General features: G+C 64.8%; 28 protein-coding genes, 1 tRNA gene, 1 pseudogene and 2 riboswitches. Of the genes and pseudogenes, 16 read left to right on the plus strand and 14 right to left on the minus strand.

Annotated elements, in window-relative coordinates; all coding sequences use genetic code 11:
- Positions 1-141: 141 nt before the first annotated feature.
- Both BI327_RS04515 and BI327_RS04520 read right to left on the minus strand, forming a co-directional pair.
- A complete protein-coding gene (locus BI327_RS04515; protein ID WP_076858548.1) occupies positions 142-1,551 on the minus strand; it encodes a hypothetical protein in 1,410 nt (469 codons plus the stop codon).
- A 158-nt stretch (positions 1,552-1,709) separates the two neighbouring features.
- The gene (locus BI327_RS04520) at positions 1,710-2,120 is read right to left on the minus strand and encodes a hypothetical protein (RefSeq protein ID WP_076858549.1); all 411 of its coding nucleotides are present in this window, start codon (positions 2,118-2,120) and stop codon (positions 1,710-1,712) included.
- 97 nt (positions 2,121-2,217) lie between these two features.
- On the opposite strand from BI327_RS04520, the gene BI327_RS04525 reads away from it, so the two are divergent.
- From BI327_RS04525 to BI327_RS04535, 3 genes are all read left to right on the plus strand, one after another.
- Positions 2,218-2,847 carry a TetR/AcrR family transcriptional regulator gene (locus BI327_RS04525; protein WP_076858550.1) on the plus strand — a complete coding sequence of 210 codons (630 nt, stop codon included), beginning with the start codon at positions 2,218-2,220 and terminating at the stop codon, positions 2,845-2,847.
- Between the two features lie 33 nt (positions 2,848-2,880).
- Complete coding sequence (fabA, locus tag BI327_RS04530; RefSeq protein WP_076859200.1) at positions 2,881-3,411, plus strand: bifunctional 3-hydroxydecanoyl-ACP dehydratase/trans-2-decenoyl-ACP isomerase; 531 nt, start codon at positions 2,881-2,883, stop codon at positions 3,409-3,411.
- Positions 3,412-3,601: 190 nt separating this feature from the next.
- Positions 3,602-4,093, plus strand: coding sequence for a hypothetical protein (locus BI327_RS04535; protein WP_076858551.1), 492 nt, complete (start codon positions 3,602-3,604; stop codon positions 4,091-4,093).
- Positions 4,094-4,457: 364 nt separating this feature from the next.
- Here the strand turns inward: BI327_RS04535 and BI327_RS42600 are convergent, their stop codons facing one another.
- From BI327_RS42600 to BI327_RS04545, 3 genes are all read right to left on the minus strand, one after another.
- Positions 4,458-4,616, minus strand: a complete 159-nt coding sequence (locus tag BI327_RS42600; protein WP_167386838.1) for a hypothetical protein — start codon at positions 4,614-4,616, stop codon at positions 4,458-4,460.
- Positions 4,617-4,809: 193 nt separating this feature from the next.
- Entirely contained in the window at positions 4,810-5,313 is a 504-nt protein-coding gene (locus BI327_RS04540) for a hypothetical protein (protein ID WP_076858552.1), read from the minus strand.
- 154 nt (positions 5,314-5,467) lie between these two features.
- Positions 5,468-5,779, minus strand: coding sequence for a hypothetical protein (locus BI327_RS04545; protein ID WP_076858553.1), 312 nt, complete (start codon positions 5,777-5,779; stop codon positions 5,468-5,470).
- A gap of 87 nt (positions 5,780-5,866) precedes the next feature.
- Between BI327_RS04545 and BI327_RS04550 the strand changes: the two genes are divergently transcribed.
- Complete coding sequence (locus BI327_RS04550) at positions 5,867-6,121, plus strand: hypothetical protein (RefSeq protein ID WP_076858554.1); 255 nt, start codon at positions 5,867-5,869, stop codon at positions 6,119-6,121.
- A gap of 4 nt (positions 6,122-6,125) precedes the next feature.
- Here the strand turns inward: BI327_RS04550 and BI327_RS04555 are convergent, their stop codons facing one another.
- Together BI327_RS04555 and BI327_RS04560 are read right to left on the minus strand one after the other, a co-directional pair.
- Positions 6,126-6,656: a gamma carbonic anhydrase family protein gene (locus tag BI327_RS04555; protein WP_076858555.1), complete on the minus strand. Its 531-nt coding sequence runs from the start codon at positions 6,654-6,656 to the stop codon at positions 6,126-6,128.
- Between the two features lie 115 nt (positions 6,657-6,771).
- Positions 6,772-7,101 (minus strand): DUF6949 family protein, encoded by a 330-nt coding sequence (locus BI327_RS04560; protein ID WP_076858556.1) that lies wholly within the window; start codon positions 7,099-7,101, stop codon positions 6,772-6,774.
- Positions 7,102-7,322: 221 nt separating this feature from the next.
- Between BI327_RS04560 and BI327_RS04565 the strand changes: the two genes are divergently transcribed.
- A complete protein-coding gene (locus BI327_RS04565; RefSeq protein ID WP_076859202.1) occupies positions 7,323-8,033 on the plus strand; it encodes a hypothetical protein in 711 nt (236 codons plus the stop codon).
- 56 nt (positions 8,034-8,089) lie between these two features.
- On the opposite strand, the gene BI327_RS04570 is transcribed toward BI327_RS04565, so the two are convergent.
- Both BI327_RS04570 and cysE read right to left on the minus strand, forming a co-directional pair.
- Positions 8,090-8,302, minus strand: a complete 213-nt coding sequence (locus BI327_RS04570) for a DUF3126 family protein (protein ID WP_021077729.1) — start codon at positions 8,300-8,302, stop codon at positions 8,090-8,092.
- A 138-nt stretch (positions 8,303-8,440) separates the two neighbouring features.
- The gene (gene cysE, locus BI327_RS04575; protein ID WP_076858557.1) at positions 8,441-9,268 is read right to left on the minus strand and encodes a serine O-acetyltransferase; all 828 of its coding nucleotides are present in this window, start codon (positions 9,266-9,268) and stop codon (positions 8,441-8,443) included.
- 181 nt (positions 9,269-9,449) lie between these two features.
- Here cysE and BI327_RS04580 point away from each other — a divergent pair.
- Positions 9,450-10,832, plus strand: a pseudogene (locus BI327_RS04580) (hypothetical protein); the annotation flags it as partial.
- A gap of 24 nt (positions 10,833-10,856) precedes the next feature.
- Here BI327_RS04580 and BI327_RS04585 read toward each other — a convergent pair.
- Both BI327_RS04585 and BI327_RS04590 read right to left on the minus strand, forming a co-directional pair.
- Positions 10,857-11,609, minus strand: a complete 753-nt coding sequence (locus tag BI327_RS04585; RefSeq protein ID WP_076859204.1) for an alpha/beta fold hydrolase — start codon at positions 11,607-11,609, stop codon at positions 10,857-10,859.
- 63 nt (positions 11,610-11,672) lie between these two features.
- On the minus strand, positions 11,673-12,806 hold the full coding sequence (locus BI327_RS04590) for a hypothetical protein (RefSeq protein ID WP_076858558.1): 1,134 nt from the start codon (positions 12,804-12,806) through the stop codon (positions 11,673-11,675).
- A gap of 235 nt (positions 12,807-13,041) precedes the next feature.
- Between BI327_RS04590 and BI327_RS04595 the strand changes: the two genes are divergently transcribed.
- On the plus strand, positions 13,042-13,287 hold the full coding sequence (locus BI327_RS04595; protein ID WP_018272338.1) for a zinc-finger domain-containing protein: 246 nt from the start codon (positions 13,042-13,044) through the stop codon (positions 13,285-13,287).
- A gap of 7 nt (positions 13,288-13,294) precedes the next feature.
- Positions 13,295-14,497, plus strand: coding sequence for an FAD-dependent monooxygenase (locus tag BI327_RS04600; RefSeq protein ID WP_076858559.1), 1,203 nt, complete (start codon positions 13,295-13,297; stop codon positions 14,495-14,497).
- Positions 14,498-14,557: 60 nt separating this feature from the next.
- On the opposite strand, the gene BI327_RS04605 is transcribed toward BI327_RS04600, so the two are convergent.
- Positions 14,558-14,992: a twin-arginine translocation pathway signal gene (locus tag BI327_RS04605; RefSeq protein ID WP_076858560.1), complete on the minus strand. Its 435-nt coding sequence runs from the start codon at positions 14,990-14,992 to the stop codon at positions 14,558-14,560.
- A gap of 324 nt (positions 14,993-15,316) precedes the next feature.
- Here BI327_RS04605 and BI327_RS04610 point away from each other — a divergent pair.
- A tRNA-Leu gene (locus BI327_RS04610) sits at positions 15,317-15,403 on the plus strand.
- 109 nt (positions 15,404-15,512) lie between these two features.
- Here the strand turns inward: BI327_RS04610 and BI327_RS04615 are convergent.
- A complete protein-coding gene (locus BI327_RS04615; RefSeq protein ID WP_076858561.1) occupies positions 15,513-15,755 on the minus strand; it encodes a PilZ domain-containing protein in 243 nt (80 codons plus the stop codon).
- Positions 15,756-16,086: 331 nt separating this feature from the next.
- On the opposite strand from BI327_RS04615, the gene BI327_RS04620 reads away from it, so the two are divergent.
- Both BI327_RS04620 and BI327_RS42195 read left to right on the plus strand, forming a co-directional pair.
- Positions 16,087-16,371 carry a hypothetical protein gene (locus BI327_RS04620; protein WP_076858562.1) on the plus strand — a complete coding sequence of 95 codons (285 nt, stop codon included), beginning with the start codon at positions 16,087-16,089 and terminating at the stop codon, positions 16,369-16,371.
- A gap of 64 nt (positions 16,372-16,435) precedes the next feature.
- Positions 16,436-16,579, plus strand: coding sequence for a hypothetical protein (locus BI327_RS42195; protein WP_159450406.1), 144 nt, complete (start codon positions 16,436-16,438; stop codon positions 16,577-16,579).
- A gap of 69 nt (positions 16,580-16,648) precedes the next feature.
- On the opposite strand, the gene BI327_RS04625 is transcribed toward BI327_RS42195, so the two are convergent.
- Positions 16,649-18,268 carry an ABC transporter substrate-binding protein gene (locus tag BI327_RS04625; protein WP_076858563.1) on the minus strand — a complete coding sequence of 540 codons (1,620 nt, stop codon included), beginning with the start codon at positions 18,266-18,268 and terminating at the stop codon, positions 16,649-16,651.
- 266 nt (positions 18,269-18,534) lie between these two features.
- On the opposite strand from BI327_RS04625, the gene BI327_RS04630 reads away from it, so the two are divergent.
- The 5 genes from BI327_RS04630 (at position 18,535) to BI327_RS04650 (ending at position 25,128) form a co-directional block, all read left to right on the plus strand.
- Complete coding sequence (locus BI327_RS04630) at positions 18,535-19,665, plus strand: M20/M25/M40 family metallo-hydrolase (RefSeq protein ID WP_076858564.1); 1,131 nt, start codon at positions 18,535-18,537, stop codon at positions 19,663-19,665.
- Between the two features lie 91 nt (positions 19,666-19,756).
- Positions 19,757-19,863, plus strand: a riboswitch (glycine riboswitch).
- Between the two features lie 3 nt (positions 19,864-19,866).
- A riboswitch (glycine riboswitch) is annotated at positions 19,867-19,982 on the plus strand.
- A gap of 68 nt (positions 19,983-20,050) precedes the next feature.
- Positions 20,051-21,412, plus strand: coding sequence for a D-amino acid dehydrogenase (locus BI327_RS04635; protein ID WP_076858565.1), 1,362 nt, complete (start codon positions 20,051-20,053; stop codon positions 21,410-21,412).
- A gap of 159 nt (positions 21,413-21,571) precedes the next feature.
- The gene (locus BI327_RS04640; RefSeq protein ID WP_076858566.1) at positions 21,572-22,576 is read left to right on the plus strand and encodes an ABC transporter permease; all 1,005 of its coding nucleotides are present in this window, start codon (positions 21,572-21,574) and stop codon (positions 22,574-22,576) included.
- Positions 22,577-22,579: 3 nt separating this feature from the next.
- Positions 22,580-23,467 carry an ABC transporter permease gene (locus BI327_RS04645; protein WP_076858567.1) on the plus strand — a complete coding sequence of 296 codons (888 nt, stop codon included), beginning with the start codon at positions 22,580-22,582 and terminating at the stop codon, positions 23,465-23,467.
- The gene (locus tag BI327_RS04650) at positions 23,464-25,128 is read left to right on the plus strand and encodes an ABC transporter ATP-binding protein (protein WP_076858568.1); all 1,665 of its coding nucleotides are present in this window, start codon (positions 23,464-23,466) and stop codon (positions 25,126-25,128) included. Before BI327_RS04645 ends, BI327_RS04650 begins: the two co-directional genes overlap by 4 nt.
- The last annotated feature ends 212 nt before the right edge of the window (positions 25,129-25,340 follow it).

The raw sequence follows: 25,340 nt of genomic DNA on the forward strand, positions 1-25,340 counted from the left end.
CCGTCCCAGACCGGTTCGCGCGCGGCCAGCCATCCCCCAATGGCTGGCCGCAACCTTTTGTGAGAGGGGTACGAACTCCGCAAATCCTTGTGGATCTGACGCAGCAGCCACCGACCCGCTAGCCGGGTAGCTGGCAGATCATTACTGCCCAGGCGCAGTTTGCTTTGTTCTGACGTGGACGACGGCGATCTCGTCGGAATAGACCCGCTGCCACCCCGGCAGCGTATCGAGCACTTTGACTGCGGCGATGTTCGGGCCCAACAGCGTTGCCTCGATGTGATACTCGGCGATCAAGGCGCGCAACTCTTCGATATCGCCGCCATGGACCGCCCGGACGTAGCGCATGATGAACGGGCCACCATAAAGATCAGCCCGTCCATCGATCGAAGGCTGAACTCCAATGGAGATCAGATATCCTCCAAAATTGTATTCGTTGAGCACCGGACCATGTGTCGACTTCAGCATGGCGCTGACAGCAGCTCGTGGAATGTAGTCGTCAGGAGGCCTTCGGTCGACAAGCGTCAGAGCGATCGCCACGACTCCAACACCGGCAACCGCGGCGAGGCGAGCCATTGTCACCGGAGCCAATTTCGGCCGGCCGAACTGACGGCCGAGCGGAGCCGCGATCAGTGGAGGAACGACCAGCGACAAGAGACTGGTGTGCCTCATGTGCGACAACGCCATCAACAACAGCCCGCCGATGACAAGGATGCGGATGGCGGGCAGGCGAACACGAAAGTACATCGCGAGCCCGACAGCGACGCCCCCCACCAGGAAGAGCGGCTTGTTGTTGCTCCATGTCGATGGCTGCCACTCGGAGATCAACTCCAGCACCGGACCGAGGTCCATCACCCGGTCGAGCGTGAACAGGAGTTTCGGCCCGTAAGGCGTAACGCATGCAGCGATCAGCGCCGCCGCCAGAAAGAGACCCCACTCCCAAATCAACCGTTTCCGGTCCCGACTTTTGAGCAGGGTTTCCAGCGCCATCGGGACGACGAACGCGATGCCGAACAGGAAACTGCCGTGGAGATTGACCCAGAGCGGCATCAAGGCCAGCAGCCAGGGCGATGGACTTCGGTTCTCGTCTGCGGCCCTGATGATGCCGATGCACCATGCGCTCAAGATCGGATAAGCCAGCGCATGAGGCCGGGCCAATGCATGTCCCTCGATCAGCACCACCGCTATGATCGCGATCTCGATCGCAAGCAACTCGCGCACATGCCGCAAAAGAAAACGGGTCTGTAGCGCGAAGGCAGCGGCAAGGGCCAAGGCCGTGAGAGCCAGCACACCGCGCCAGCCGGCGACCGACGTGGCAGCTACATAGATCACGTCTGCCAGCCATTCGTGCTCGATCCAGTTCACTCCGTTAAAGGTGTGGGAGAACGGATCGGTGCTCGGTACGGCAAGATGCTCGAACATCCACCGGCCGGTTTCGATGTGCCAAAGGATATCCGGGTCACGCAGGACGTGGCGACCGAAGACGACAAGCAGAACATAGACCCCGATCGCGACAAGCGCGGACGTGGTCGCTCGAACTGAAATCCAGGCCATTGGCAATGAAAAGCCCGCTGAAATATCAGCACCCTTACCACCGCAAGCCGCAGCGTCACAAGGCTGAGCCAGTCTTCCACAGGGATCGCCGAGCCTTCCCTCAACGGGTGGCCGTTTTCCCCAAAGGCTGCCCGCACCCTTTGCGAGCCCGCTCGTGATCAGAAGAACCGCGCGAGGAACGCCGCCGTCTCGTCCGTGATGCCGACGATCTTGTTGGTGGCCTGGCGGTAGAACTTGAAGTTGAGTTCGGTCTCGGGCCGGCCGTCGTCCCAGTCCTTGAAGCGCTTGAGTTGGTCACGTCCCAGCGGCCGGTTCGCCAGTGCGGTGCGCCTGACCTCAATGCTGACGCGCGGCGTTTGCCTGGCGATGCCGGCCTTGCGCGGCACCGCCTCGGCCGCAGTGACGATCGCGCGGGCGATCAGGCCGTTGCCGCCCTCGTTCTCGCTCGCGAAGAGGAACACGATGTCTCCCGCTGCAATCAGCTTGCCGCCATACATGGTCTTCTGGGCCTTGAAGGCGAACGCTTTCGCCCGGGAATCAGAGATCTCGGTCTTGATCGCAAACGCCATTCCCAACCTTCCGTCCAATCGCCCGGCCCGCACCGCCAGCTTGACATCCTAGCATCCGGACGATTGAATTGAATTCAATTCAAGACAGAGATGGACGATGATCGTTGCCAACCCCGGAACGCGGGACAGGCTGCTCGCCGCAGCCCAGGACGAACTGATCGAAGGGCTCGGGCATCTGGAGATGCAGGCCGTCGCCCGCCGGGCGCAGGCCTCGGTCGGGCTCGCCTATCACCATTTCGGATCGAAAGCCGGCCTGATCGCCGCCGTGGTCGAGGACTTCTATGAGCACCTCGATGAGGCGGCATTCGGCGGCGCCAGGCTATCCGCCACGAGCTGGGCAGATCGAGAGAAGCAGCGGATCGGCGCCTATGTCGCGTTTCACTATGAGCATCCGTTTGCGCCGCTCGTGATCGGACCGCTGAGCCGGGCGCCGGAGGTGCTGGATGTCGAGACCGCCTTCACCACACGGCAGCTCGCGGCCGGTGCGCGGATGCTGGAGGCAGCGCAGCGCGACGGGATCGTCACTGGGGATATCGACCCTCGCCTCACCATCGCGTTGATGATCGGCGGCATCCGCCAGGCCTTGATCGGCGCGCTGACGGGCGAAACGCGGCCCGATCCGGCCGACCTCACCGACGCCATCTGGGCCTTCATGGCCGCGGCCTTGCGCCTGCCCGCAAAGGCCCCGGCCGTGCCGTCGAAAGCCAAGCGGCGCAGCCGCGCCTGACGTTCAACCATAACCCCAAGGTTGGTGGCCATCTTGTTCAACCCGCACGATTTTCACACCCCGCAATCGTCCTACAGCCGAGCGGATCTGCTGCGCTCGAGCGAGGGCGGATATTTCGGTCCCGGCAATGCGCAGCTGCCGGCGCCGCCGATGCTGATGATGGATCGTATCACCGAGATCAGCACCGAGGGCGGCGCCTTCGGCAAGGGCCATGTCGCCGGCGAGCTCGACGTTGCGCCCGACCATTGGTTCTTCGCCTGTCATTTCGCCGGCGACCCCGTGATGCCCGGCTGTCTCGGTCTCGATGCCATGTGGCAGATCATCGGCTTCTGGCTCGGCTGGTCGGGCTCACCTGGCAAAGGCCGGGCGCTCGGCGTCGGCGAGGTAAAGTTCAGGGGGCACATCACGCCGGAGGTCAGGCTGGTGCGCTACGAGGTCGACATGCGCCAGGTCAGGCGCGGCCGCCTGGTGCTCGGCATCGCCGACGGCCGGGTGATCGCCGACGGCGCGTGCGTCTACCTGGCGAAGGACATGAGGGTCGGCCTGATCGCGCCCAGCGGCTGAATTCGGGGGGGTCCATTCGGGCCCGCCGCGGAGCCGATCGGCGCCTCGAAGAGGCCGAACCGCACGGCCGAAGATTAACATATGATACAAATTTTGCTGCTGCCGCAGTGGCCTGCGTGGACCCCGGTTTTGCCCGCGCCGAGGTTTGTGCTATTTCGAACCTTTCAATTGATGTCCGGTTGTTGGTCGCATGGTCGAACTTGCCCCCCGGAATTCACAAGCCAGCAGCCTGATTGGCGTGCAGCCGATCGCGATCGGCGCCGTGGCGCTGGTGCTCGTGCTGTTCGGGATCGGCTCGATCGCGCTGTGGCGCAGCTTCAGCGGCAATGTGCCGGAGACCGATCGGATGGTCGCCGCCCGTCAATTGCAGGCGCGGACCGCGCAGGTCTCCGAGGCCCTGGTGGAAAAGACCAAGGGGATGGAGGCGACCCAGCAGGAATCCATCGACCAGTTGCAGGAGGTGCAGGACCAGCTGCTGACCATGCGCAAGCTGTTCGCGCTGCAGCAGGCCGACGCCAAGAAGCTCGCCGAACAGGTCGCCGCATTGACCGAACAGGTCGAGGGTTTGCGCCAGTCGCTGGCAAGCGCGCAGGCCAATGAGCCGGCCGCCGAGCCCGAGCCGCGCAAACGCTCGAAGGCCACCCGCAGCGCGAACCGGAAGCGCCACAGGTCGCGCGGTTGACGCCGCAAGCACGCGCGACCCGTGCCATAAAAATGCGCCAAATCCCGAACAAGATCAGTATCTAACGGGAACTTTCCGAGCTCCAGGCAGCCGCCGGCCGCCTCGCATGAGCACCCGTTAGCGTGAATTAATCCCGACTTTGTGAACTGGTTCACATATCGCCCTTCGAATCCGAGTCATCTTTCAATGACCGGATGGCGTGAGCCGATTTCAATATCCGGGGCTGGCAAGGTCGTTGACGGTATACTACGTCGACGGCCTTGTTTTTTGTGCTCGCGAATGCCCGTCCCGGGGCCGTTCGGCAAGCTCCAGGCACCGGGATGCCCTCACGCAGGGGTCGATCCACAAGGTCCGCGCAGCCGGCCTATTTGGTGCGGTCGCGCAAGACGCGATCGGCTCGCAGCCGCAGCCGCGCGAGCTTCGGTTCGAGCTCGTGGAGCATGTAGATCAGTGCAACGGCAAGACTCGAAACAACCACCATGAACAGCAATGTCAGATCAGGAATGGTCAGCATCTCGGACATCCTCTGAGGCCCGGCGCCAAGCGCAGCCGTGCCCTTTGTATTCGCGGCGCGTTCACGCACGGACTGCTGCAAGACGAAGCAAGCTGCGTACCAATGCGCGACGGCCCCGGCATCAAGACACCGAGGCCGCGCCGATCATTGCAAGACCATCAGCATGGCGATCGCATGGAGCGGCCATGCGTCAGCGGATGGCTCAGTTGCAAACCTGTACGGGCCGGACGCGCCAGCCATACGGCGTCATCACGCTGCGGCGCACGACGTAGCAGCCGCCGTAACCATAGCCGTAGCCGTCATCGTAGCCGTAACCGGCGTAATAGGGATTGCCGTAGTAGCCGTCATAGTAATCGTAGGCGCCATAGCCGAGCCCGAACCCGATCGCTGCGGCAGCAAGCGGATAGCCGTAACCCCAGCCGCGCCGGTAATAGCCGCCGCGCCAGCCGCCACCCTGCCAGCCTCCGCCGTGCCAGCCGCGGCCGGCCCAGCCACCGCCGATCGCCGCCGAGCGGAAGCCACCGCCCCCGCCCATCGCCCGGAACGCGCCGCCATGGAAGCCGCCAAAGCCTCCGCCACCGTGGAAGCCGCCACCACCGCCGTGGAAGCCGCCGCCACCAAATCCGCCGCGCGCTGACGCGGCGTCGACCGTGAACAGGCCGACCGTGGCCGTCGCCAGCAAGGCGATCATCGTTTTACGCAACATCACCCGTTACTCCTCTTTCCAAGGCTTTGCTTTCAAGCCTCCTCCGCCGCGTCCCGCGCATGCTAACCCAATCTAGGATCGCAGCTTCCGGCGCGCGCCTATGTCGCACTCACTTCTGCGCGACCCGCGTTCATCAAGGGCGCACCGGCAAACGTTAACAGCCGCGGCAGATGCCTTTGACCCGACGGTCGACCGTCTTGTTCTCGTCCTCGATTGCCTTGTCGAGATTCTCAGTCGACGCCGAGCCGGTGGTGACGCCCGCACCGGTGTTCAGGCCGCCGGAGGATTGCGCGGTGCCGGCACTGTTGGTGCCGCGCGGCGGCGACGCGACTTGCGGCGTTGCCGGACTGGCCGACGAGGGGTTGCCGGTCCCCGTGCCGCCTCCGGCGCCTTGAGCGACGGTAACGGCGGGCGCCAGCAGAACAGCGATTGTCGCGAGCGCGACGGTAGCGGATAATTTGCGCATGGCAGTTCTCCCTTGCGGACATCAACGAGTCCGCAAAACACCGGTTCCCGCAGGCGTTTGAGCAATACAGTTTGGGAGCAATCCAATTTGCGCAAGCTGATCGAGTTTGACGACGACACTTTCGACAAGCTGAAGCAGCTTGGCCGCGACCGGATGGCGACCTTGCAGGAGCTCGCCGACGAGGCCTTCGCCGACCTCTTCAAGAAGCACGGTATTCCGATCGACCTGAAGGATGCGCTGCGCAAGAGCGTGCGGCTGCAGGAAGCAGCAAGACCCGCGAAGGCTGCGAAGCCAAGCGCCGCGGTATCGAAGGCCGCGCGAAAGCTGGGCCGCAAGCGCTAAAAAGTCAGCCGATCTTCTTCAATCCCGCTTTGTACTGCGGGCCCCTGATCGCGTAGGACTTCGCCGGTCGCGACAATGCCTCCGCCTGTGCGGCGTCGAGCGTGCGCACCACGCGCGCGGGCGCGCCGATGATCAGGGAATTCTCCGGAAACTCCTTGCCCTCGGTGATGACGGAGCCGGCGCCGACGACGCTGCCGCGCCGGATGCGCGCGCCGTTCATCACGATCGATCCCATCCCGATCAGCACGCCGTCCTCCAGCGTGCAGCCGTGCACGATCGCATTGTGGCCGATCGTGACGTTGTTGCCGATGGTCAGGGGAAAGCCGGGATCGACATGCAGGGTCGAATTGTCCTGGACGTTGGAGCCCTCGCCGATGTCGATCCACTCATTGTCGCCGCGCAGGACCGCGCCGAACCAGACGCTCGCTCCCGGCTTGAGGCGCACCTTGCCGATCACGACGGCATTGTCGGCGATGAAGTAGCTGCCGTCAGCGGGAAGATCGGGCCCCTGCCCGTCGAGTTCGTAGATCGCCATGAAGGTCTCCTTGGAGCGTGTTCTGATCCAATCAGAACCGAAGCTCTGGTCAGGACGACCTTGGCACAGCGACGGATATGGTTTCAAGCAAGCGAGACGCTGATCCGGATGCGGATCAGCCGAGCACGCCCGCAGCGCGCAGCGTCATCACGAAGAAGGTGCCGGACATCAGGCTCCAGAAGCCGGAGATGACGGTTGCCATCATCACGAATTCGAAGCGGCGGCGCTCGATGCGCGCGCCGCGCAGCGTGTTGCGCATGATGATGAACGGTGCGGCGAACACCAGGAACGGCACCGCGGCAAAGGTCCTGGGCGCCACGCCCTCCTGCAGCAGGCCGAAGCCTGCCGGGCGCTCGGCCATCGCCTGATAGCCGCTGGCCAGGGCGCCGGCGAACGCGAAACCGATGAAGAGGGAGAACAGGGAATTCAGGGTATCGGGCGACATCGGCACTTCCGCTACGCTACAGGCCACTCGCCCCTGCTTCGCAGAATTGCCGGCCGGCCGCCACATCATCCTTAAGGAAAGGTTAATCCGCGTCCCATGGCGCGGCGTTTGCGCATGGCCATTCGTCCAGGGATTCCATTGGAATCGTAACGGAAATTCTTCGCTGCGTGGCATATTCGACAGGTGATTCGGCCTCCCCCGACCCGGTCTTTGCCTCGTTCATGACGCTTCTCTCGACGGCCCAGCATCTCGCCCGCGACACCCGCCGCAACCCGCGCGCGCATCTCGTTCCGATCGTCGCCTCGGCGATCATCGCGGCCGGTGCGATCGCGCTCGTCGCCTATCTGTTGTGGCCGACCTACACGACCGTGCCGGCGAGCGATCCGTCGCGGCTGCCGGTGAGTGTCGGCGGCACGCTGTTCAACGTGCCGACCATGGCCGTGCGCATGAAGATCCAGCGCCATTCCGGGCCGCAGGAGCGCGTCGATCTGAGCTTCCTCTACCCCTCGCTGGAGGCGCCGGCCGCGCCGAAGCACTACAGCGCCGATACGGTCGACGACAAGGTGCAGCCGATCGACAGGATCTTCGTGTCGATCGCGGCGCACCACGATTCACTCGCACCCGACATGCGCGTGCGCACGATCTATCCGCGCTATCTCGACGAGCGTACCAGCACCGATGACGGCCTGACGGCACGCGCATTCCGCGACGGCACGCCCTATGGCGGCGAGGACCTGTTCACCGCGACCGAGCCGCAGCTTATCGCGCGCTGCACGCGCGACACCTCGACGCCCGGAATGTGCCTGAGCGAGCAGCGCATCGAGGGCGCCGACCTGACCTTCCGATTTCCGCGCAGCTGGCTTGCGCAATGGCGGGACATCGCAACCGGGATGAACCGCCTCTCCGCGCAGATGCACAGCGCGAAGGGGTAGCTTGTTCGTCACTGCGAGCATCGCAGTGACGAATTAACAAGCAGGACTGTTCCGCCTTACTCGGCCAGATCTTCTTCCAGGATGGCCATCTGGAACTGGAACGAGCGATCATCGTCCTCGTCGTCGACGAACAGCACGCCGATGAACTCCTCGCCGATATAGACCTCGGCGGAGTCGTCCTTCTTGGGCCGCGGCACCACGCGGATCTTGGGATTGCTGAACACGCGCTTCAGATACGCGTCGAGCTTCCTGACTTCCTGAACGTCCACGGCCGTCTCCAATCGGGTCGATGATTTTCGGGGGAGTTTTAGGACGAGACGACAAAGATCGCCAGAGCCTTTTCAGGCTTTGGCGATGTGATGTTGCGCACGCGCCAAAACGCGCCGCCGATCAGAAAGCAAATGAAATCAAAGCCCGATTGCGTTGAGCATCTGATCCATGGTGCGCGACGGCTCGGCACAGCCGGCTTCGCCGACGATTTTCGCCGGCACCCCCGCAACCGTGACGTTGTGCGGAACAGGCTTGACCACGACGGAGCCCGCCGCGATCCGCGCGCAATGGCCGATCTCGATATTGCCGAGGATCTTGGCGCCGGCGCCGATCAGCACGCCGTGACGGATCTTCGGATGGCGATCCTCGTTCTCCTTGCCGGTGCCGCCGAGCGTGACGCCATGCAGGATCGAGACGTCGTCGTCGATGACGGCGGTCTCGCCGCAGACGAAGCCGGTGGCATGATCGAGGAAGATGCCGCGGCCGATCCGGGCGGCCGGATTGATGTCGGTCTGGAACACCGCCGACGAGCGGCTCTGCAGGTAGAAGGCAAAATCCTTGCGGCCGTTCCGATGCAGCCAGTGCGCGAGACGATGGGTCTGCAGCGCGTGAAAGCCCTTGAAGTAGAGCAAGGGATCAATGAAGCGCGAGGTCGCGGGATCGCGGTCATAGACCGCGACGAGATCGGCGCGGAACGCGTTGCCGATATCGGGCTCATCGCGCAGCGCCTCGCCGTAGGTCTGGCGGATCAGATCGCCCGACAGCGCGGCGTGATCGAGCCGCTCGGCAATGCGATGGACCACCGAATCTTCCAGGCGCTCATGATGCAGCACGGTCGCATAGATGAAGGATGCGAGCTCCGGCTCGCGGCGCAGGATGTCTTCCGCCTCGCCGCGGATCCGATCCCAGATCGGATCGAGCGCCGCGAGCTTGCTCCCCTGCGGATTGACCTGATGAACTGCCATAGCTGCTCTCGCAATTCGGTTGTTCTGATGTGCGTTATAGCACGGTGGACCCAGCGCGTCCCGGGATGGCTCAGTACGGTAAACCCCAGCCGAACTCCCCGGACCGGCGTCTAGGGGAATTGGTCGGGATTTTGCCGAAATCAAGCCGTGCTTCTGCAACTATTGGCGGATTTCGTTCCCGGTGTGGTTTTGGGCATGGTCGGCCCCAATAAAAGGGGGAAACATCATCAATACCCGGAGTTCGGGCGCCCGCCTGACCGATGCACGCTCGGTCTGGGTTGCCACCATTGCCATCCCCCTCCTCCTGCTCGCCCCTGCCTTCTGGAACGGCTATCCGCTGCTCCAATGGGATACCGGCGGCTATCTGGCGCGCTGGTACGAGGGCTATCTGGTGCCGAGCCGATCGACGGTGTTCGGCATCTACCTCCATCTCGGCGAGACCTCGGGCTTCTGGCTCAACCTCGGCGTCCAGACCCTGGCGACGCTGTGGATCCTGCAGCTGACGCTGCGCGTGCTCGACCTCGCCCGCCCGGTCCGGCTGATCGCGATCAGCCTCGCGCTGATCGCAACCACGGCGCTGCCATGGCTCGCGAGCATGCTGCTGACCGACATCTTTGCCGGCCTCGCGGTGCTCGCGCTCTTCATCCTCATCCTGCACGGCGACAGGATCTCGACGCTGGAGAAGGCGGTGCTGTTCGCCTTCATCGCGTTTTCGGCTGCAACGCACAGCGCGACGCTCGGGGTGCTGTTCGGCCTGTGCCTGGTCGGCTGGATGCTGCGTCCGTGGCTCGGCCGGCGCATCCCCCTGGCCGGCCTGGTGCAGGGCAGCCTGACCATCGTCGCGGGTGCTGCAATGCTGCTGGCGGCGAATTTCGCACTGTCCGGGCAGTTCGCCTGGACCCCCGGCGGCATCGGCGTCGCGTTCGGCCGCATGCTGCAGGATGGCATCGTCACGCAATATCTGCGCGACCATTGCGCGACGGAGAAGCTGAAGCTCTGCCCCTATCGCAACGAGCTGCCGCCGACCGCCGATGACTTCCTGTGGGGCCACAGCATGTTCAACACGCTCGGCCGCTTCCAGGGACTGAACGACGAGATGGGCACTATCGTGAAGCGTTCGCTGGCCGAGTATCCGGAATGGCAGGCCAAGGCGGCACTCACCGCAACCGCCGACCAGCTGATGCATGTCGCGACCGGTGAAGGCACCAATGGCTGGATCCCGCATACCTATGGCATCATCGAGCGCTATATTCCGAAGCAGGTCGCGCCGATGCGCGCCGCGCGACAGCAACGCTGGCATCTCGACTTCACTGCGATCAACCACATCCATGTGCCGGTCGCGCTGGGCTCGATGCTGCTGGTCGTGATCCTGTTCGGCCGCGGACTGTGGCAGCGGCGGCTCGACGATCTGACGCTGCTGGCCGGCACCGTCACGCTCGCTCTGCTCGGCAACGCCGTGATCTGCGGCGTGATCTCGGGGCCGCACGACCGCTACGGCGCGCGCATGGTGTGGGTCGCGACCTTCGTGGTGCTGATCGCGGCCGCGCGGGCCTTCGCCAAAGACGACGCCGATTACGACGCCGGCGAGCTACTTTCGCCGCGACAGGAAGTCGATGACCCCGCTCTTGTAGACCTTGTCGCCGACAGCCCGCATATGGTCGCGGTTCGGAATGTCGAGCACCTCCGACCCCGGAATGATCCGGCCGAGCGCTGACGCCGAGCCCGCGATCTCGTCCTTGCTGCCGACCGCGATCAGAACCGGCACGCCGATGCCGGCCGCCTCCTCGCGCGTCATCAGCCGGCGCGAGCCGCGCAGGCAGGCCGCGAGTGCGCGGCGGTCGGAGCGGGTCTGATCGGCAAAGGCACGGAAGGTGCGGCCGACCGGATCGGTGACATCGTCGAGCGACGGCGCCTCCAGCGCGAGCGCGACGGCCTCGCCGGGGCCGCCGCCCTCGATCAGCCCGATGCCGATGCCGCCCAGGATCGCCGAGCGCACCCGGTCGGAATTCTCGCGCGCCAGGATCGCGGTCATCCGCGAGCCCAGCGAATATCCCATGATGTCGGCACGCGCGATTCCGAGATGATCCATCAGCGCGATCACGTCGCTCGCCATGGTCGCGATCTCGTACTGCGCGGCATCGTAGAGCTTGGCGGATTCGCCATGGCCGCGATTGTCGAGCGCGATGACGCGGCGGCCGGCCTTGACCAGGTCCGAGACCCAGGTCGGATAGATCCAGTTGACGTTCTTGCTCGACGCAAAGCCGTGCACCAGCACGATCGGCTCGCCCGCGCCTTCGTCGATATAGGCAATTTCAACATCGCCGTGATGGAAACTCGGCATCATCGATTCCGTTTTTTCTTGAGATCAGGATTTGGGATTTGCGATCGACCGGCGACCGCAAGTTTAGCCCTGGACGGGCATACTCGCCAGAGTAGCCGCGGCGGCCATCTGCCGCTTCAGGCGGAGCGCCTTGCTGCGCCTGAGCCACCAGGCGGTGGCCCGCTCGGTGGTGGCCTTGATCGACGACAGGAAGCCGAACAGCGCAAGCAGCGCGCCGAACAACCACATCGAGAGATTGAATGCGCCGGCCGCAAGCAGCAGCGCGCCGCGGCCGAGCAGCTTGATGATCGCGCGGGTCTGGCCGCCCTTCGCCTCGGCGATCCGCGCCGCGCGCGCGATCTCCTGCGGGTTCTCCGCGACCTTGAGCGTGTCCCGCGCCGCGCGAACCCCCGCGGCCTCGCCGACGCGTCCGACGTCCTTGGCGACGCGCACCAGGGCGCCGGCCTTCTCGGCGCGGAATGCCGCACGGATCGCGGTCGCCGTTTCCATCGGGCGCAGCACCGAGCCGGATGCGACCGCCTCGCGCAGCGCCGGCTGGTCGACGACCTCGCGGGTCGAGCGTCCGGCCCACTCGATTATGCCCTCGCTCAGCCGTCCGGCCTTGCGCGTGTCCTTGACCAGCGTCAGCCCGGCGCGCAGCGGCCCGGCGCCACCGACCGAGACATAGGTCGCCGCGGTGACGGCGAGCCCGGCGGCCGCGAGACCAAGCACCAGCCGGTCGGTGTCCTCGCCCATCACGAGGTGCTTGCCCTCGCGCACGACATCCCTGACATCACCGAACACGAACAGGTCACCCGCGACCGTGCCCGACAGGCTTGCGACGTCGTCGGCATTGCCGGTCACGAGACCGGTGGCGAAGCCCTTGGCGAAATGCGTGGTGGACGACTGCTCGGCGCGCGCGTCCTCGACGCGCTTTGTGAGTTCATCACTGAGCGCGATGTTCTTCTCGCCCGCGAGTGCGACGAAACTGGCCCCAAGGTCGGCATCCCCTGATGCGAGTGCCGCCTCAATGTTGTCTGAAATCAACGTCGGGTTGTTGCGCAGCACGGAATTGAGCCTGATGTCGGCGAGCGCTGCGGGATCGTCCTGCGCGGCCAGCACCGTGCCGGCGTCACGGGCGTGCGGCCAAATCGCCGCGCCCACGGCAGCACTTACTGCCAGGCCAGCCAGCGCGACACTAAGGCGCAACCCGTTCATTCCGCCGAAAACCTCTAGTTTTATTCGCCTTGGAGATAGTGTGCCGTTTTTGCGACACAACGGCTCCGACCAAAGGAGGGCTTCTCTGGGACGACAAGATTGTGTCGAATTTGCATGAGCAAATGAGCCATCGGGGCTCTAGGAATCAACTGTTCCCGCCAGTATGGTGCGCGGCATTTCGCGATGCCGCATGCTGTTGATTGCGTCTGCCCATCGTTGCCACCAAGGTGAGAATATGTCCGACCACGTCGTCCCGCACTTCCATAACGATGCCGGTGTCTCGGTGATCGAAATCGGATCGCAGGAGTTCATGTGCGTGGGCGCCAACCCTCCGTTCGATCATCCTCACGTGTTCCTCGACCTCGGCAACGACAACGAGATCATCTGCCCGTACTGCTCGACGCTCTATCGCTTCGCGTCCGATCTCGCTGCCGGTGAAGCCCGGCCGCCGGAATGCGTGCTGAAAGACAAGGTCGCCTGACCGCTCCGTGGCGCTGACGCGAACCGTCATCGTTGCCGGCGCCGGGATCGGAGGACTGACTGCGTCGCTGACACTGGCGGCACAAGGCTTTCGCGTCGTCGTGCTGGAGAAGGCCGAACGGCTCGAGGAGGCCGGCGCCGGCATCCAGCTCTCCCCCAATGCAAGCCGCATCCTGGTCGAGCTCGGGCTCAAGGAACCGCTGGCGCGGCGCGCGGTCACGCCGGATTCCGTCAACATCCTGAGCGCGCGCGCCGGTGGCGAGATCGCGCGGATGCCACTCGGTCAGGCGGCCGAGTTCCGCGCCGGCGCTCCCTATTGGGTAATCCACCGCGCCGATTTGCAGGCGGCGTTGCAGGCTGCGGTGAACGACCATCCCGACATCGATCTGCGGCTCGGCTGCCAGTTCGAGGACGTGACCAAGCATGCCAAGGGCCTGACGGTCGTGCAGCGCCGCGGCAATTCACGGCAGGAGGAATTGGCGGTTGCGCTGATCGGCGCCGACGGTATCTGGTCGTCGGTCCGTGGACATTTGTTTCCGGATGTACAACCGCAGTTCTCCGGCCTGATCGCCTGGCGCGGTACGCTGGACGCAACCGCCCTGCCGCGTGAGTACACCGCGCCGCGCGTGCAGCTGTGGATGGGGCCGGACGCGCATCTCGTCGCCTATCCGATCTCGGCCGGACGCCAGATCAACGTGGTCGCGATCGTGTCCGGCACCTGGAACCGGCCGGGCTGGAGCGCGCCCGGCGACATCAACGAGATCAAGGGCGCCTTCGCCACCGCGCGCTGGCCGGCGACGGCGCGGATGCTGATCGGTGCGGTCGACGGCTGGCGCAAATGGGCGCTGTTCACCCTGCCCGACATCGGCCGCTGGAGCGAAGGCGCGGTGACGCTGCTCGGCGATGCCGCGCATGCGATGCTGCCGTTCGCCGCGCAAGGCGCCGGCATGGCGATCGAGGATGCGGCGGTGCTCGCCAAGGCCCTGAGCGACTGCACCGGAGAAAACACCGCAGGCATTCCCACAGCGCTGAAGCGCTACGCAAGCATGCGGCGCGCGCGGGTGCTGAAGGTGCAGCGCATGGCGCGGCAACAGGGCCGCATCTATCATTTGAGCGGACCTTTGGCGATCGCGCGCGATCTGGCGATCCGCGTCATCGGTCCAGAACGCATGCTGGCGCGGCAGGACTGGATCTACGACTGGCGCGCCTGAGCTATCGGCTCGGCGCGCCCTGCGCGCGAACGGAAATTCGGTTCGCGCGAAAATGCTGACCTAGTGGATGAGGCCTCGCGGGGCGCGCGGGCCGGTCGCGGCCGGCGTCGGCGCGGCGGGCGCTGCGGCCGCAGGCGTGTCCGGCGGACTTTCGTGGCACTTGCCTTTGCGCCAGGCCTCATCCGCCAGCTTCTGCTGGGAGCGGATCGAGATCAGGTCGTTGCGATAGACCATCTCGGAGACCACGGTGCCGCCGACGCCGGTCTCCGCCTTGGCCATCAATTTTTCCTGATCCGCAGCGCGGGTCTTGAGGCTCGTGCGTTCGGTCTCGAGCTGCTTGCAATCATACAGATCGTATTTGGCGGGATCGGCGAACGCCGACGGCACGGTATCGCCGATCTGCGCGCAGCCGGAAACGCCCGCGGCCGAGGCGAGCAGCGCAACGACGGCTGCCGCGCGCAACAGATCCGGGCGGCGTTGGAAACGAGCAGACATTCAGCTTTCTTAATCCGACAGTGTTGAGATTGCCTAAAGCAGCCACCGGTGTCCGGATTGAGGCTCAATCGCGGCGGCGCGCTGCTTATCCCAACGCCCGGCCGGAGAGGCAAATGGAATTGCGGCCCGCAGCGTAAGCCTTTGAAAGCTCACCTGTTAGCAGCGGATAAAGCCAATTCCACTCCGCGCCCAAACGCGCTAGAAATCGGCGCGCCCTGGAGCATGATCCGGAAAGGTGGAAACCGGCTTTCCGAAAAGATCATGCTCAAACAAAGAGATGAGATCGTGAAGCGCTTCCGTGGAAACGCATCGCGATCTGGCAACGCGGACGTGGCGGAACTGGTAGACGCAAGGGACTTAAAATCCCTCGATGGCAACGTCGTGTGGGTTCGAGTCCCACCGCCCGCACCAGCCTTCGCTCGCTTCGCGAGCTACGGCTCGGCAAGCCAGCAAGAAGTGAGCGAAGGCTGCCGCGCCGATCCGGCGAGTGAAGGTAGGCCGTCTCCGACAGCGCTGCGCCTCAGTCGAACCCCAACCCGATCCGCCTCTCCTTCTTCCAGATCACCCGGCAGGCGTGCCGCTCGCCATCGACGGCGAGGACGAAGTGGTCGGGAAACCAGAGCGGCGAGTTGACTTCGATGCAGGCACCCTGGGGCGAGAGATTTCGCACCGTGCAGGGGATCGCCTCGTGGCCGAACTCGATCGCGCCCGACTTGAGCACGCGGCGACGCGATCCGGCACGCCGCCGCTCGCTGGTCGGCATTGGCTGTTGCGTGCTGGTTGGTGCGGGCCTGCTATGATCGTCGGCCATGAACCCGTCGCGGTGGGGACTCAAGCTGGCGGCCAAATTACTTCGCAATGCTGACGGGAACCTTAAGGCGCTTTTTCCGCGAGTTGGCATGCCACTGCGCCTGCCCATGGTCGGAGCAGGCCCGCGCGGTATCGCGATGCCCGCATCACCTCATCGTGTTTTGCGGCTGTGGCTGGCTTCACACGCCGTGGCAGCCGCACGGTCTAATCTTCCCGCATTGGAAATTCCGGCCGCACATTTAGCGGCCGTCGCATTTTGAAATCAATTTGGTCGGAGACCGGCAATGTCGATTGCAAGCGGCGAGGCGCGCGATCACGGTGCGTCGATTCTCGAACATGGCGACGACGCGGCTCATTGCAGCAACGGGCTCAACGCGCAGAAATTCCGTGACGCGACGCCCGACGAGCGCGCGACCTACCGGCGCTGGATCCGCTGCGCGATCATGCTGTACGGAGTGCTGGCATTCGCCGCGGGAGCGATGGTCTGGATGAACGCCACCAGTCCCGGACAGACGCAGCTCACCAGCCTGTCGAGCACGAGCAGCGCAAGACCAGGCCACGCGAACTAGCGGCGGCCGTCCCGGAACCAGTCGACCGCATCATGGTTGTCATGCCGCAAATTGGAGCATGACGATGCCGAACGACTTTCCATCCGCCGAGCGCACGACCGAACAACGCGATCAGCGCAAGGACCGCCCCTCCCCGCCGCAGGGCGCACCACACAGCGGGCCGCCGCTTCACCGCGGACTCGAACAGCTCCGCGACAGCTTCACCTGACGAGCGACAGCGAAATGAAAAATGGCCGGGACAAGTCCCGGCCATTTTGGTTTGCGTCACACCGCAAGCTTACTCGGACTTGTCGATGTTCCAGAAGATCGGCGTTGCCGGGCCGTCGAGCACACCGGTCAGCGACTTCCGCCAGGCGCTCGGGACTGTGTATTGGCCGAGCGGGATGTAGATCACCTGATCGTAGGCCTCGGTCTGGATATCGGCTGCGATCTTCTTCTTGTCCTCGGCCGTCGCGGCGCGCGCGAATTTGTCACGCAGCTCCTCGATCTTCGGATCTTCGGCCCAGCCGAACCAGCCGCCATTCTTGCCGCGGCCGGTGATCGAAGCGTTGACGATCGGATCGGAGACGTCGGCGGCGACCCAGTTGGTGAAGAACATGTTCCAGCCGCCCTCCTTCGGCGACTTCTGGCTGGCGCGGCGGGTCACCACGGTCTGCCAGTCGGTGGCTTGCAGGTCGACCTTGAAGCCGGCGTCGCGCAGTTGCTGGGCAGCGACGATCGGCTGCGCCTTCAGCGTGGTCACATCGCCCGGTGCCATGATCACCACCGGCGTGCCGTCATAGCCGGATGCCGCGAGCGCCTTCCTGGCTTCCGCCATGCCGTTGCCCTTCACCAGGGTCTCGGCACCGACGTCGGTCTCGAGCGGCGTGCCGCAGACGAAGAACGCACCGCAGATCTTCTGGTACTTGGCGTTGCCGACCAGCGCGTCGAGCACGTCCTTCTGGTTCATCGCCATGAACGCGGCGCGGCGCACCTTCGGATTGTCGAACGGCGGGTAGAGGAAGTTCATGCGTCCGAGGGTCTGGAAGCCGAACTTGTTCAACACGTCGATCTTGAGATCGGGATTGGCTTCGAGCACCGGCAGCATGTCGAACGGCAGGTTCTCCATGAAGTCGATGTCACCGGATTGCAGTGCGTTCACCGCGGTCTGTGCGTCAGCCATCGTGACCCACTCGACGCGATCGACCTTGACGACCTTGCCGCCCGCGGTCCAGCTCGCCGGCTCCTTGCGCGGCACGTAATCCTTGTTCTTCTCATAGACCGCCTTCACGCCCGGCTGGAATTCCGCCTGCACGAATTTGAACGGGCCCGACCCGATCTGTTCCGGGATCGGCTTGTCCGGCGGCGTCTCGGCGAGACGCTTCGGCATCATGAACGGCACGCGCGACGACGGCTTGCCGATCGATTCCAGCACCAGGCCGTAGGGCTCCTTCAGCTTCATCGTGATGGTCTTGGCGTCGGTCGCTTCCAGGCTCGCGACGAAGTCCATCAGCTTCTGGCCCATGCCGTCGACCTTGCCCCAGCGTTGCAACGAGGCGACGCAGTCTTCCGCGGTGACGGGTGTGCCGTCATGCCACTTCAGGCCGTCGCGCAGCGTGAACGTATACGTCAGCTTGTCGTCGGAGACCTTCCAGTCCGCCATCTGCGGCTGGATCTTGAAGTTGGCGTCGGTCGCCAGCAGCGTGTCATAGATCATGTAGCCATGATCGCGGGTGATGTAGGCCGTGGTCATGATCGGATCGATGACGCGCAGATCCGAATGCATCACTGCGGTGATGGTCTTGCCTGCGGCCATCGCCGGCGGCGCAAACGACAATTCCGGAGGCGCAAACGACAGCGCGAACGCCGACAACGCGGCCGCGAGCGTGCGGCGCTTCCAACGCGAGTTAGGGAACATGGAAATCTCTCCTGACGTGTAACTGGTCAAAGCCGGCTTATTCGTTATGCATGCGGTTCGTTATTTAGGCGAACTAACACGCTGTATGGCTTGTGAAATCGAGACTTGCACCAAGCGCCAAGCGCGTCAATCGGTTTCAATCCGGATCGGACGTACACAAACGAATGAGGCCGCGCGCCAGATTTTGGCTTTACAAAATCCTCGGCTGAGATTTTCGTGAGCGCCGCGCGAAGCCGGCGCGGTCAGAACAACAAGAGAGAAAAACGATGAACCCAGCCAATCTTCCCTTTGATTCCGAAGCGATGCTGCAGGGCCTGCGCAGCTGGGTGGAATGCGAGAGCCCGACCTGGGACGCGGCCGCGGTCGAGCGCATGCTCGATCTCGCCGCGCGCGAGATGGCGATCTTGGGTGCGACGATCGAACGCATCGCGGGACGCCAGGGCTTCGCGGGCTGCGTCCGCGCCCGCTTTCCTCATCCGAAACAAGGCCAGCCCGGCATCCTGATCGCCGGCCACCTCGACACCGTGCACCCGGTCGGCACCATCGAGAAACTGAAGTGGCGGCGCGAAGGCAACAAGTGCTTCGGACCGGGCATCTTCGACATGAAGGGCGGCAATTATCTGTCGCTCGAGGCGATCCGGCAGTTGGCGCGCGCCTCCTTCACCACGCCGCTGCCGATCACCGTGCTGTTCACGCCCGACGAAGAGGTCGGCACGCCGTCGACGCGCGACATCATCGAGGCGGAAGCCGCGCGCAACAAATACGTGCTGGTGCCGGAGCCCGGCCGGCCCAACAACGGCGTCGTCACCGGCCGTTACGCGATCGCGCGCTTCAACCTGGAAGCCACCGGCAAGCCGAGCCATGCCGGCGCGACGCTGTCCTCCGGCCGCTCCGCGATCCGCGAGATGGCCCGGCAAATCATCGCCATCGACGGCATGACCACGGAGGACTGCACCTTCTCCGTCGGCATCGTGCATGGCGGCCAATGGGTCAATTGCGTCGCAACGACCTGCACCGGCGAAGCGCTCAGCATGGCCAAGCGCCAGGCCGATCTCGACCGCGGCGTCGAACGGATGCTGGCGCTGTCCGGCACCACCAACGACGTGACATTCAAGGTAACGCGCGGCGTCACCCGCCCGGTGTGGGAGCCGGATGCCGGCACCATGGCGCTCCATGAAAAGGCAAAGGGCCTCGCGGCGGCGATGGGCCTCGATCTGCCGCACGGCAGCGCCGGCGGCGGATCGGACGGCAACTTCACCGGCGCGATGGGCATCCCCACGCTCGACGGTCTCGGCGTTCGCGGCGCCGATGCGCATACGCTCAACGAACATATCGAGGTCGACAGCCTCGCCGAGCGCGGTCGCTTGATGGCAGCACTGCTGGCGACGCTGGACTGACATCGATTGCACTGCACAACACGTTGGCACTGCCGGATCGAAATTTAGCCTTGTCCATTTTTGAGGCTTCGCCTACGGTCCGGCCGTCCAACGCGACGATGCGGGAGAGATCGAAGCGACAACGTACGTGTTGTCAGCTTCGGCGCCGACGGAGCAACCGCCCCGGAAACTCTCAGGCAAAAGGACTGTATCGTCAGGACGATCTGGAGAGAGACGCGCATGGCCGCACATCAAGGGCCGTGACGTCCACCGAAGGGGATAGTCCGCTTCCGGGCGCAGGCCCGATGCGGATCAAGCTCTCAGGTACCGTGACAGATGGGGCGTCGAAACAGCCGGTTTCACCGGTGGTTCGGCGACTCTAACCCACGGGAGCCTGAAGACCATCATGCCACATATTGCGATCATCGGCGCCGGCATCACCGGCGTGACGACGGCCTATGCCCTGCTCGAACGCGGCTACGACGTGACTGTCCTCGACAGGCACCGCTACGCCGCGATGGAAACCTCGTTTGCGAACGGCGGACAGCTTTCCGCCAGCAACGCGGAAGTATGGAACAGCGCGTCGACCATTCTCAAGGGGCTGCGCTGGATGCTGCGAAGCGACGCGCCGCTCCTGATGAACCCGAAGCCGAGCTGGCACAAATATTCCTGGATCGGCGAATTCGTCGGCAACATCGCGCGCTATCGCGCCAACACCATCGAGACCACGAAACTCGCAATCGAAGCGCGCAAGCATCTGTTCTCGATCGCGCAGCGCGAGAACATCGCCTTCGATCTCGAACGCCGCGGCATCCTGCACGTCTATCACGACAAGGCCGGCTTCGACGCGGGCCTGCGCGTCAACACACTGCTGCAACAGGGCGGGCTCGACCGCCGGCCGGTGACGCCGGAGGAAATCCGCAGCCTGGAACCCGCGCTGCAGACCAACTGCTATGGCGGCTTCTTCACGCCGTCGGATGCGACCGGCGATATCCACAAGTTCACGCGTGGTCTCGCCGACGCTTGCGTCCGCCGCGGCGCGTCGTTCGTCCACGAAGCCGACGTCGACACGATCGCGCACGGCGATGGCGGCTTCCGCATCGGCTGGAACGAAACCGCTTCGCATGATGCCGACGTCACGGCGCGGCACGAGCTGCATGCGGACGGCATCGTGATCTGCGCCGGCGTGGCGAGCCGCCACTTCGCCGCCCTGCTCAACGACCGCGTCAACGTCTATCCGGTGAAGGGCTATTCGATCACGGTGCAGCTCGATGCGCCGCAGAGCCGGGACGCCGCGCCGGTCGTCAGCCTGCTCGACGAAGCCGCCAAGATCGTCACCAGCCGGCTTGGCGCCGACCGCTTCCGCGTCGCCGGCACCGCCGAGTTCAACGGCTTCAACCGCGATATCAGGGCCGACCGCATCCAGCCGCTGGTGGATTGGGTGCGGCAGCATTTCCCCGGCATCGATACGTCGAAAGTCGTGCCGTGGGCCGGCCTGCGCCCGATGATGCCGAACATGATGCCGGTGGTGCGCGCCGGACGGATTCCCGGCGTGTTCTACAACACCGGCCACGGTCATCTCGGCTGGACGCTGTCGGCCGCGACGGCGCAGATGGTCGCAGGGGCGATCGATGATTGGCGCGACCTCGACACGCCACCGATGGCGCCGTCGCTCGGTGCCGGCCTCGGCGATGCGCCTGCGAAATCGCGCAAAGCTGAAATCAATCCACCTTCCAGTGGACTGCTTCGAACTCCATCAAAGGAATAATCGCGCTGTGAGGACTGATTAGCTGCACCGCAAAAATCGCAGCACCGATGGCATGGGACTTGCTGAACTTCTGCAGTGTGTCCGCTACCATCTGTGCTACGGTTCGGTGTGCAACGGTCCCGCTGGGGACTTCATCGACCACAACCCAACGGATCCAATTTGCTCGGATATCTGCTTCGCCGCATCCTCGCTGCCATTCCCGTGATGGGCGTGGTGGCTCTGTTCGTGTTCCTGTTGCTGCGGCTGACGCCGGGCGACCCCGCCGCGATCCTTGCCGGCGACAACGCGACGCCCGAACAGCTCGAACGGATCAGGACCTCGCTTGGTCTCAACGAGCCGATCTACATCCAGTTCTACACCTGGGTCGCCAAGCTGCTGCACGGCGACCTCGGCGTCTCCCTGATCTCGAACAAGCCGATCCTCGAGATGATCGGCCCGCGCCTCGAGCCGTCGATTTCGGTCGCGCTGGCCACCATCATCCTCTCGATCCTGGTCGCGGTGCCGCTCGGCGTGATCGCGGCGTGGAAGCACGGCACCTGGATCGATCGGTTCGTGATGGGGCTGTCGGTGCTCGGCTTCTCGGTGCCGGTGTTCGTGATCGGCTATGTGCTGATCCAGATGTTTGCGATCGATCTGCGCTGGGTACCGGTGCAGGGCTACAAGAGCATCATGTCGGCCTGCGCGACGGCCAAGCCGAATTCGCTTAGCACGCTGGAGGTCGCGGCCTGCCTGAGGGACAGCTTCGGTCCGTTCTTCCAGCGCCTCATCCTGCCGACCTGCACCCTCTCCTTCATCTATGTCGCGCTGATCGCGCGCATGACCCGGGCCTCGATGCTCGACGTGCTGGGCGAGGACTACGTCCGCACGGCGCGCGCCAAGGGCATCGGCGAAACCGGCGTGCTGCTGCGCCACGCGCTGCGCAACGCCGCGGTTCCGGTCATCACCGTGATCGGCTCCGGCTTCGCACTGCTGATCTCCGGCGTCGTCGTCACCGAAAGCGTGTTCAACCTGCCCGGCATCGGCCGCCTCACCGTCGACGCGGTACTGGCGCGCGACTATCCGGTGATCCAGGCGATGATCCTGTTGACGTCAGGCATCTATGTCGGCGTCAATCTGCTGATCGACGTTGCCTACACCCTGCTCGATCCTCGTATCCGGTACTGAGCAATGGCGATCGAAACCCTTCCGGAATCCACGATTCCCGTCACCCGGCCGTTCCGCGTCAAGTTCGGCTTCCTGACGTCGACGCCGATCATCGCGGTTGCGACGATCTGCCTCGCCCTCATCATCCTGATGGCGATCTTCGCGCCGCTCCTTGCGCCACACGATCCGCTCTTGCTGACGCCGTCGCAGCGGCTGAAGCCGTCGAGCGCGCAGTACCTGCTCGGCACCGACGCCTATGGACGCGACCTGTTGTCGCGCATCATCTACGGCGCGCGGATCTCGCTGGTGATCGGGCTCGGCGCCGCCGTGTGCTCGATCGCCATCGGTCTCCTGATCGGCCTTGTCGCCGGCTTCTTCCGCTGGGTCGATGCGGTGATGATGCGGGTGATGGACGGCCTGATGGCGATCCCCGCCATCCTGCTCGCGATCGCCGTGGTGTCGCTGTCGGGCGCCAGCATCTGGACCGTGATGGTCGCGATCACCATTCCCGAGATTCCGCGCGTGGCACGGCTGGTGCGTTCGGTGGTGCTGACCGCACGCGAGGAGCCCTATGTCGAGGCCGCGATCTCGCTCGGCTCGAGCCTGCCGAAGATCATGTGGCGGCATCTGATGCCGAACACGATCGCGCCGCTGATCGTGCAAGGCACCTACGTCTGCGCCTCCGCGATCCTGACCGAGGCGATCCTGTCGTTCCTCGGCGCCGGCATCTCGCCGGAAACGCCGACCTGGGGCAACATCATGGCCGAGGGCCGCGCCTTCTTCCAGGTCAAGCCGTCACTGATCTTCTGGCCGGGCCTGCTGCTCTCGATCGCCATTCTCAGCATCAATCTGATCGGCGACGCCGCCCGCGACGCGCTCGATCCCCGCATGAAGCAGCGTGAGGGCAAGTGACCACAACCAACTCTTCCAACGTCATCCTCGACATCAACAATCTCGTCGTCGGCCTCGGCCGCAAGGCGGACGCTCACCGCATCATCGACGACCTGTCGCTAASGGTGCACGAAGGCGAGACGCTGTGCCTGGTCGGCGAAAGCGGCTCGGGCAAGTCGGTGACCTCGCTCACCGTGATGGGTCTGCAGCAGAAGGGCACGCTGGTGCCCTCGGGCGGCAGCGTCAAGCTGGTCGGCGAGGAACTGCTCACCGCGACCGACCGGCGGCTGCGCCAGCTGCGCGCCACGCGGATGGCGATGATCTTCCAGGAGCCGATGACCGCGCTCAATCCGGTGGTGCCGGTCGGCCGCCAGATCGACGAGGTGCTGCGCACCCACACCGATCTCGACGCCCGCGCGCGGCGCCGCAAGATCCTGGCGATGATGGAGCATGTGCGGCTGCCGGATGTGGAGCGCATCTTCTCCTCTTACCCGCACCGCCTCTCCGGCGGACAGCGGCAGCGCATCATGATCGCGATGGCGCTGGTGCTGGAGCCGAAGCTGCTGATCGCGGACGAGCCGACCACCGCGCTCGACGTCACCACCCAGAAGCAGATCCTGACCCTGATCCGCGACCTGCAACGCGACCACGGCACCGCTGTTCTCTTCATCACCCATGACATGGGCGTGGTGGCCGAGATCGCCGACCGCGTCGCGGTGATGCGGCATGGCCGGCTGGTCGAAGCCGGCCCGCTGCAGGACGTGCTGCGCACGCCGCAGATGGAATACACCCGCAACCTGCTGTCCTCGGTGCCGAGCCTCGTGCCGCGCGCGCCGCGGCCGGAAACGACTGAGCCCGTGGTGCTGGAAGCCAATGCGCTCAGCAAGGTCTACCGGGAGCGCTCGCTGTACGGCAAAGCGCGCGAGGTCGCCGCCGCCAGCAACGTCACCCTCACCTTGCGCAAGGGCCGCACGCTCGGCATCGTCGGCGAAAGCGGCTCCGGCAAATCGACGGTGGCGCGCTGCATCGTCCGCCTGATCGATCCGACCTCAGGCGGGGTGCACCTCGCCGGCCGCGAAATCTCCGACCTGTCGCGCCGGCTGTTGCAGCCGCATCGCCAGAAGATCCAGATCATCTTCCAGGACCCCTACCGCTCGCTCAATCCGCGCGTCACCGTCGGCGAGAGCATCGCGGAAGGCCCGATCAATTACGGCATGCCGCGCAAGGACGCGCTGGCGCGCGCCCGCGAACTGCTCGAGCTCGTCCATCTGCCGCCCGATGCGATCTCGCGCTACCCGCACCAGTTCTCCGGCGGCCAGCGCCAGCGCATCGCGATCGCGCGCGCGCTGGCACTCGATCCCGACGTGCTCGTCGCGGATGAGGCGGTGTCCGCGCTCGACGTCTCGGTGCAGGCGCAGGTTCTGGATCTGCTCGACGAAATCCAGCGGCGGCTGGGGATCGCGCTGCTGTTCATCACGCATGATTTGCGCGTCGCCGCACAAATCTGCGACGACGTCGCCGTGATGCAGCATGGCCGCGTCGTGGAACAGGGACCGGCCGCCGAGGTGCTGACCAATCCGCAGCAGGCCTATACCCGCGCGCTGCTCGATGCGGCACCCGGCCGCGGCTGGGACTTCGCCAACTTCCGCCCCGTTTCGGAAGGCATTGTGGCGACGGCCTAGGTCTTTCGCCTTAAGCCTTTACGCCCACAGGGCATGCAAATCCGCTGGTGCTCCCCGGCTTGCGCTTGGCGCGACGACACGCTTAACGTCGCGCGCTAGAGCATGGCCCTGAAGGTGGACACCGGTCTTCCCCGGAGATCACGCTCCAATCAACGAGATGAGATCATGGTGCGAACCATTCCAATCGCATCATGATCGAAGAAACGTACCGA

It is taken from the genome of Bradyrhizobium mercantei (genome assembly GCF_001982635.1).
GTDB lineage: Bacteria > Pseudomonadota > Alphaproteobacteria > Rhizobiales > Xanthobacteraceae > Bradyrhizobium > Bradyrhizobium mercantei.

What these genes read in the sequence shown, in the direction of transcription:
- BI327_RS04515 (WP_076858548.1), bottom strand. Translation starts at nt 1,551, where the DNA reads ATGGCCTGGATTTCAGTTCGAGCGACCACGTCCGCGCTTGTCGCGATC.
- BI327_RS04520 (WP_076858549.1), bottom strand. Translation starts at nt 2,120, where the DNA reads ATGGCGTTTGCGATCAAGACCGAGATCTCTGATTCCCGGGCGAAAGCG.
- BI327_RS04525 (WP_076858550.1), top strand. Translation starts at nt 2,218, where the DNA reads ATGATCGTTGCCAACCCCGGAACGCGGGACAGGCTGCTCGCCGCAGCC.
- BI327_RS04535 (WP_076858551.1), top strand. Translation starts at nt 3,602, where the DNA reads ATGGTCGAACTTGCCCCCCGGAATTCACAAGCCAGCAGCCTGATTGGC.
- BI327_RS42600 (WP_167386838.1), bottom strand. Translation starts at nt 4,616, where the DNA reads ATGTCCGAGATGCTGACCATTCCTGATCTGACATTGCTGTTCATGGTG.
- BI327_RS04540 (WP_076858552.1), bottom strand. Translation starts at nt 5,313, where the DNA reads ATGTTGCGTAAAACGATGATCGCCTTGCTGGCGACGGCCACGGTCGGC.
- BI327_RS04545 (WP_076858553.1), bottom strand. Translation starts at nt 5,779, where the DNA reads ATGCGCAAATTATCCGCTACCGTCGCGCTCGCGACAATCGCTGTTCTG.
- BI327_RS04555 (WP_076858555.1), bottom strand. Translation starts at nt 6,656, where the DNA reads ATGGCGATCTACGAACTCGACGGGCAGGGGCCCGATCTTCCCGCTGAC.
- BI327_RS04560 (WP_076858556.1), bottom strand. Translation starts at nt 7,101, where the DNA reads ATGTCGCCCGATACCCTGAATTCCCTGTTCTCCCTCTTCATCGGTTTC.
- BI327_RS04565 (WP_076859202.1), top strand. Translation starts at nt 7,323, where the DNA reads ATGACGCTTCTCTCGACGGCCCAGCATCTCGCCCGCGACACCCGCCGC.
- cysE (WP_076858557.1), bottom strand. Translation starts at nt 9,268, where the DNA reads ATGGCAGTTCATCAGGTCAATCCGCAGGGGAGCAAGCTCGCGGCGCTC.
- BI327_RS04585 (WP_076859204.1), bottom strand. Translation starts at nt 11,609, where the DNA reads ATGCCGAGTTTCCATCACGGCGATGTTGAAATTGCCTATATCGACGAA.
- BI327_RS04590 (WP_076858558.1), bottom strand. Translation starts at nt 12,806, where the DNA reads ATGAACGGGTTGCGCCTTAGTGTCGCGCTGGCTGGCCTGGCAGTAAGT.
- BI327_RS04595 (WP_018272338.1), top strand. Translation starts at nt 13,042, where the DNA reads ATGTCCGACCACGTCGTCCCGCACTTCCATAACGATGCCGGTGTCTCG.
- BI327_RS04605 (WP_076858560.1), bottom strand. Translation starts at nt 14,992, where the DNA reads ATGTCTGCTCGTTTCCAACGCCGCCCGGATCTGTTGCGCGCGGCAGCC.
- BI327_RS04615 (WP_076858561.1), bottom strand. Translation starts at nt 15,755, where the DNA reads ATGCCGACCAGCGAGCGGCGGCGTGCCGGATCGCGTCGCCGCGTGCTC.
- BI327_RS04620 (WP_076858562.1), top strand. Translation starts at nt 16,087, where the DNA reads ATGTCGATTGCAAGCGGCGAGGCGCGCGATCACGGTGCGTCGATTCTC.
- BI327_RS42195 (WP_159450406.1), top strand. Translation starts at nt 16,436, where the DNA reads ATGCCGAACGACTTTCCATCCGCCGAGCGCACGACCGAACAACGCGAT.
- BI327_RS04625 (WP_076858563.1), bottom strand. Translation starts at nt 18,268, where the DNA reads ATGTTCCCTAACTCGCGTTGGAAGCGCCGCACGCTCGCGGCCGCGTTG.
- BI327_RS04630 (WP_076858564.1), top strand. Translation starts at nt 18,535, where the DNA reads ATGAACCCAGCCAATCTTCCCTTTGATTCCGAAGCGATGCTGCAGGGC.
- BI327_RS04635 (WP_076858565.1), top strand. Translation starts at nt 20,051, where the DNA reads ATGCCACATATTGCGATCATCGGCGCCGGCATCACCGGCGTGACGACG.
- BI327_RS04645 (WP_076858567.1), top strand. Translation starts at nt 22,580, where the DNA reads ATGGCGATCGAAACCCTTCCGGAATCCACGATTCCCGTCACCCGGCCG.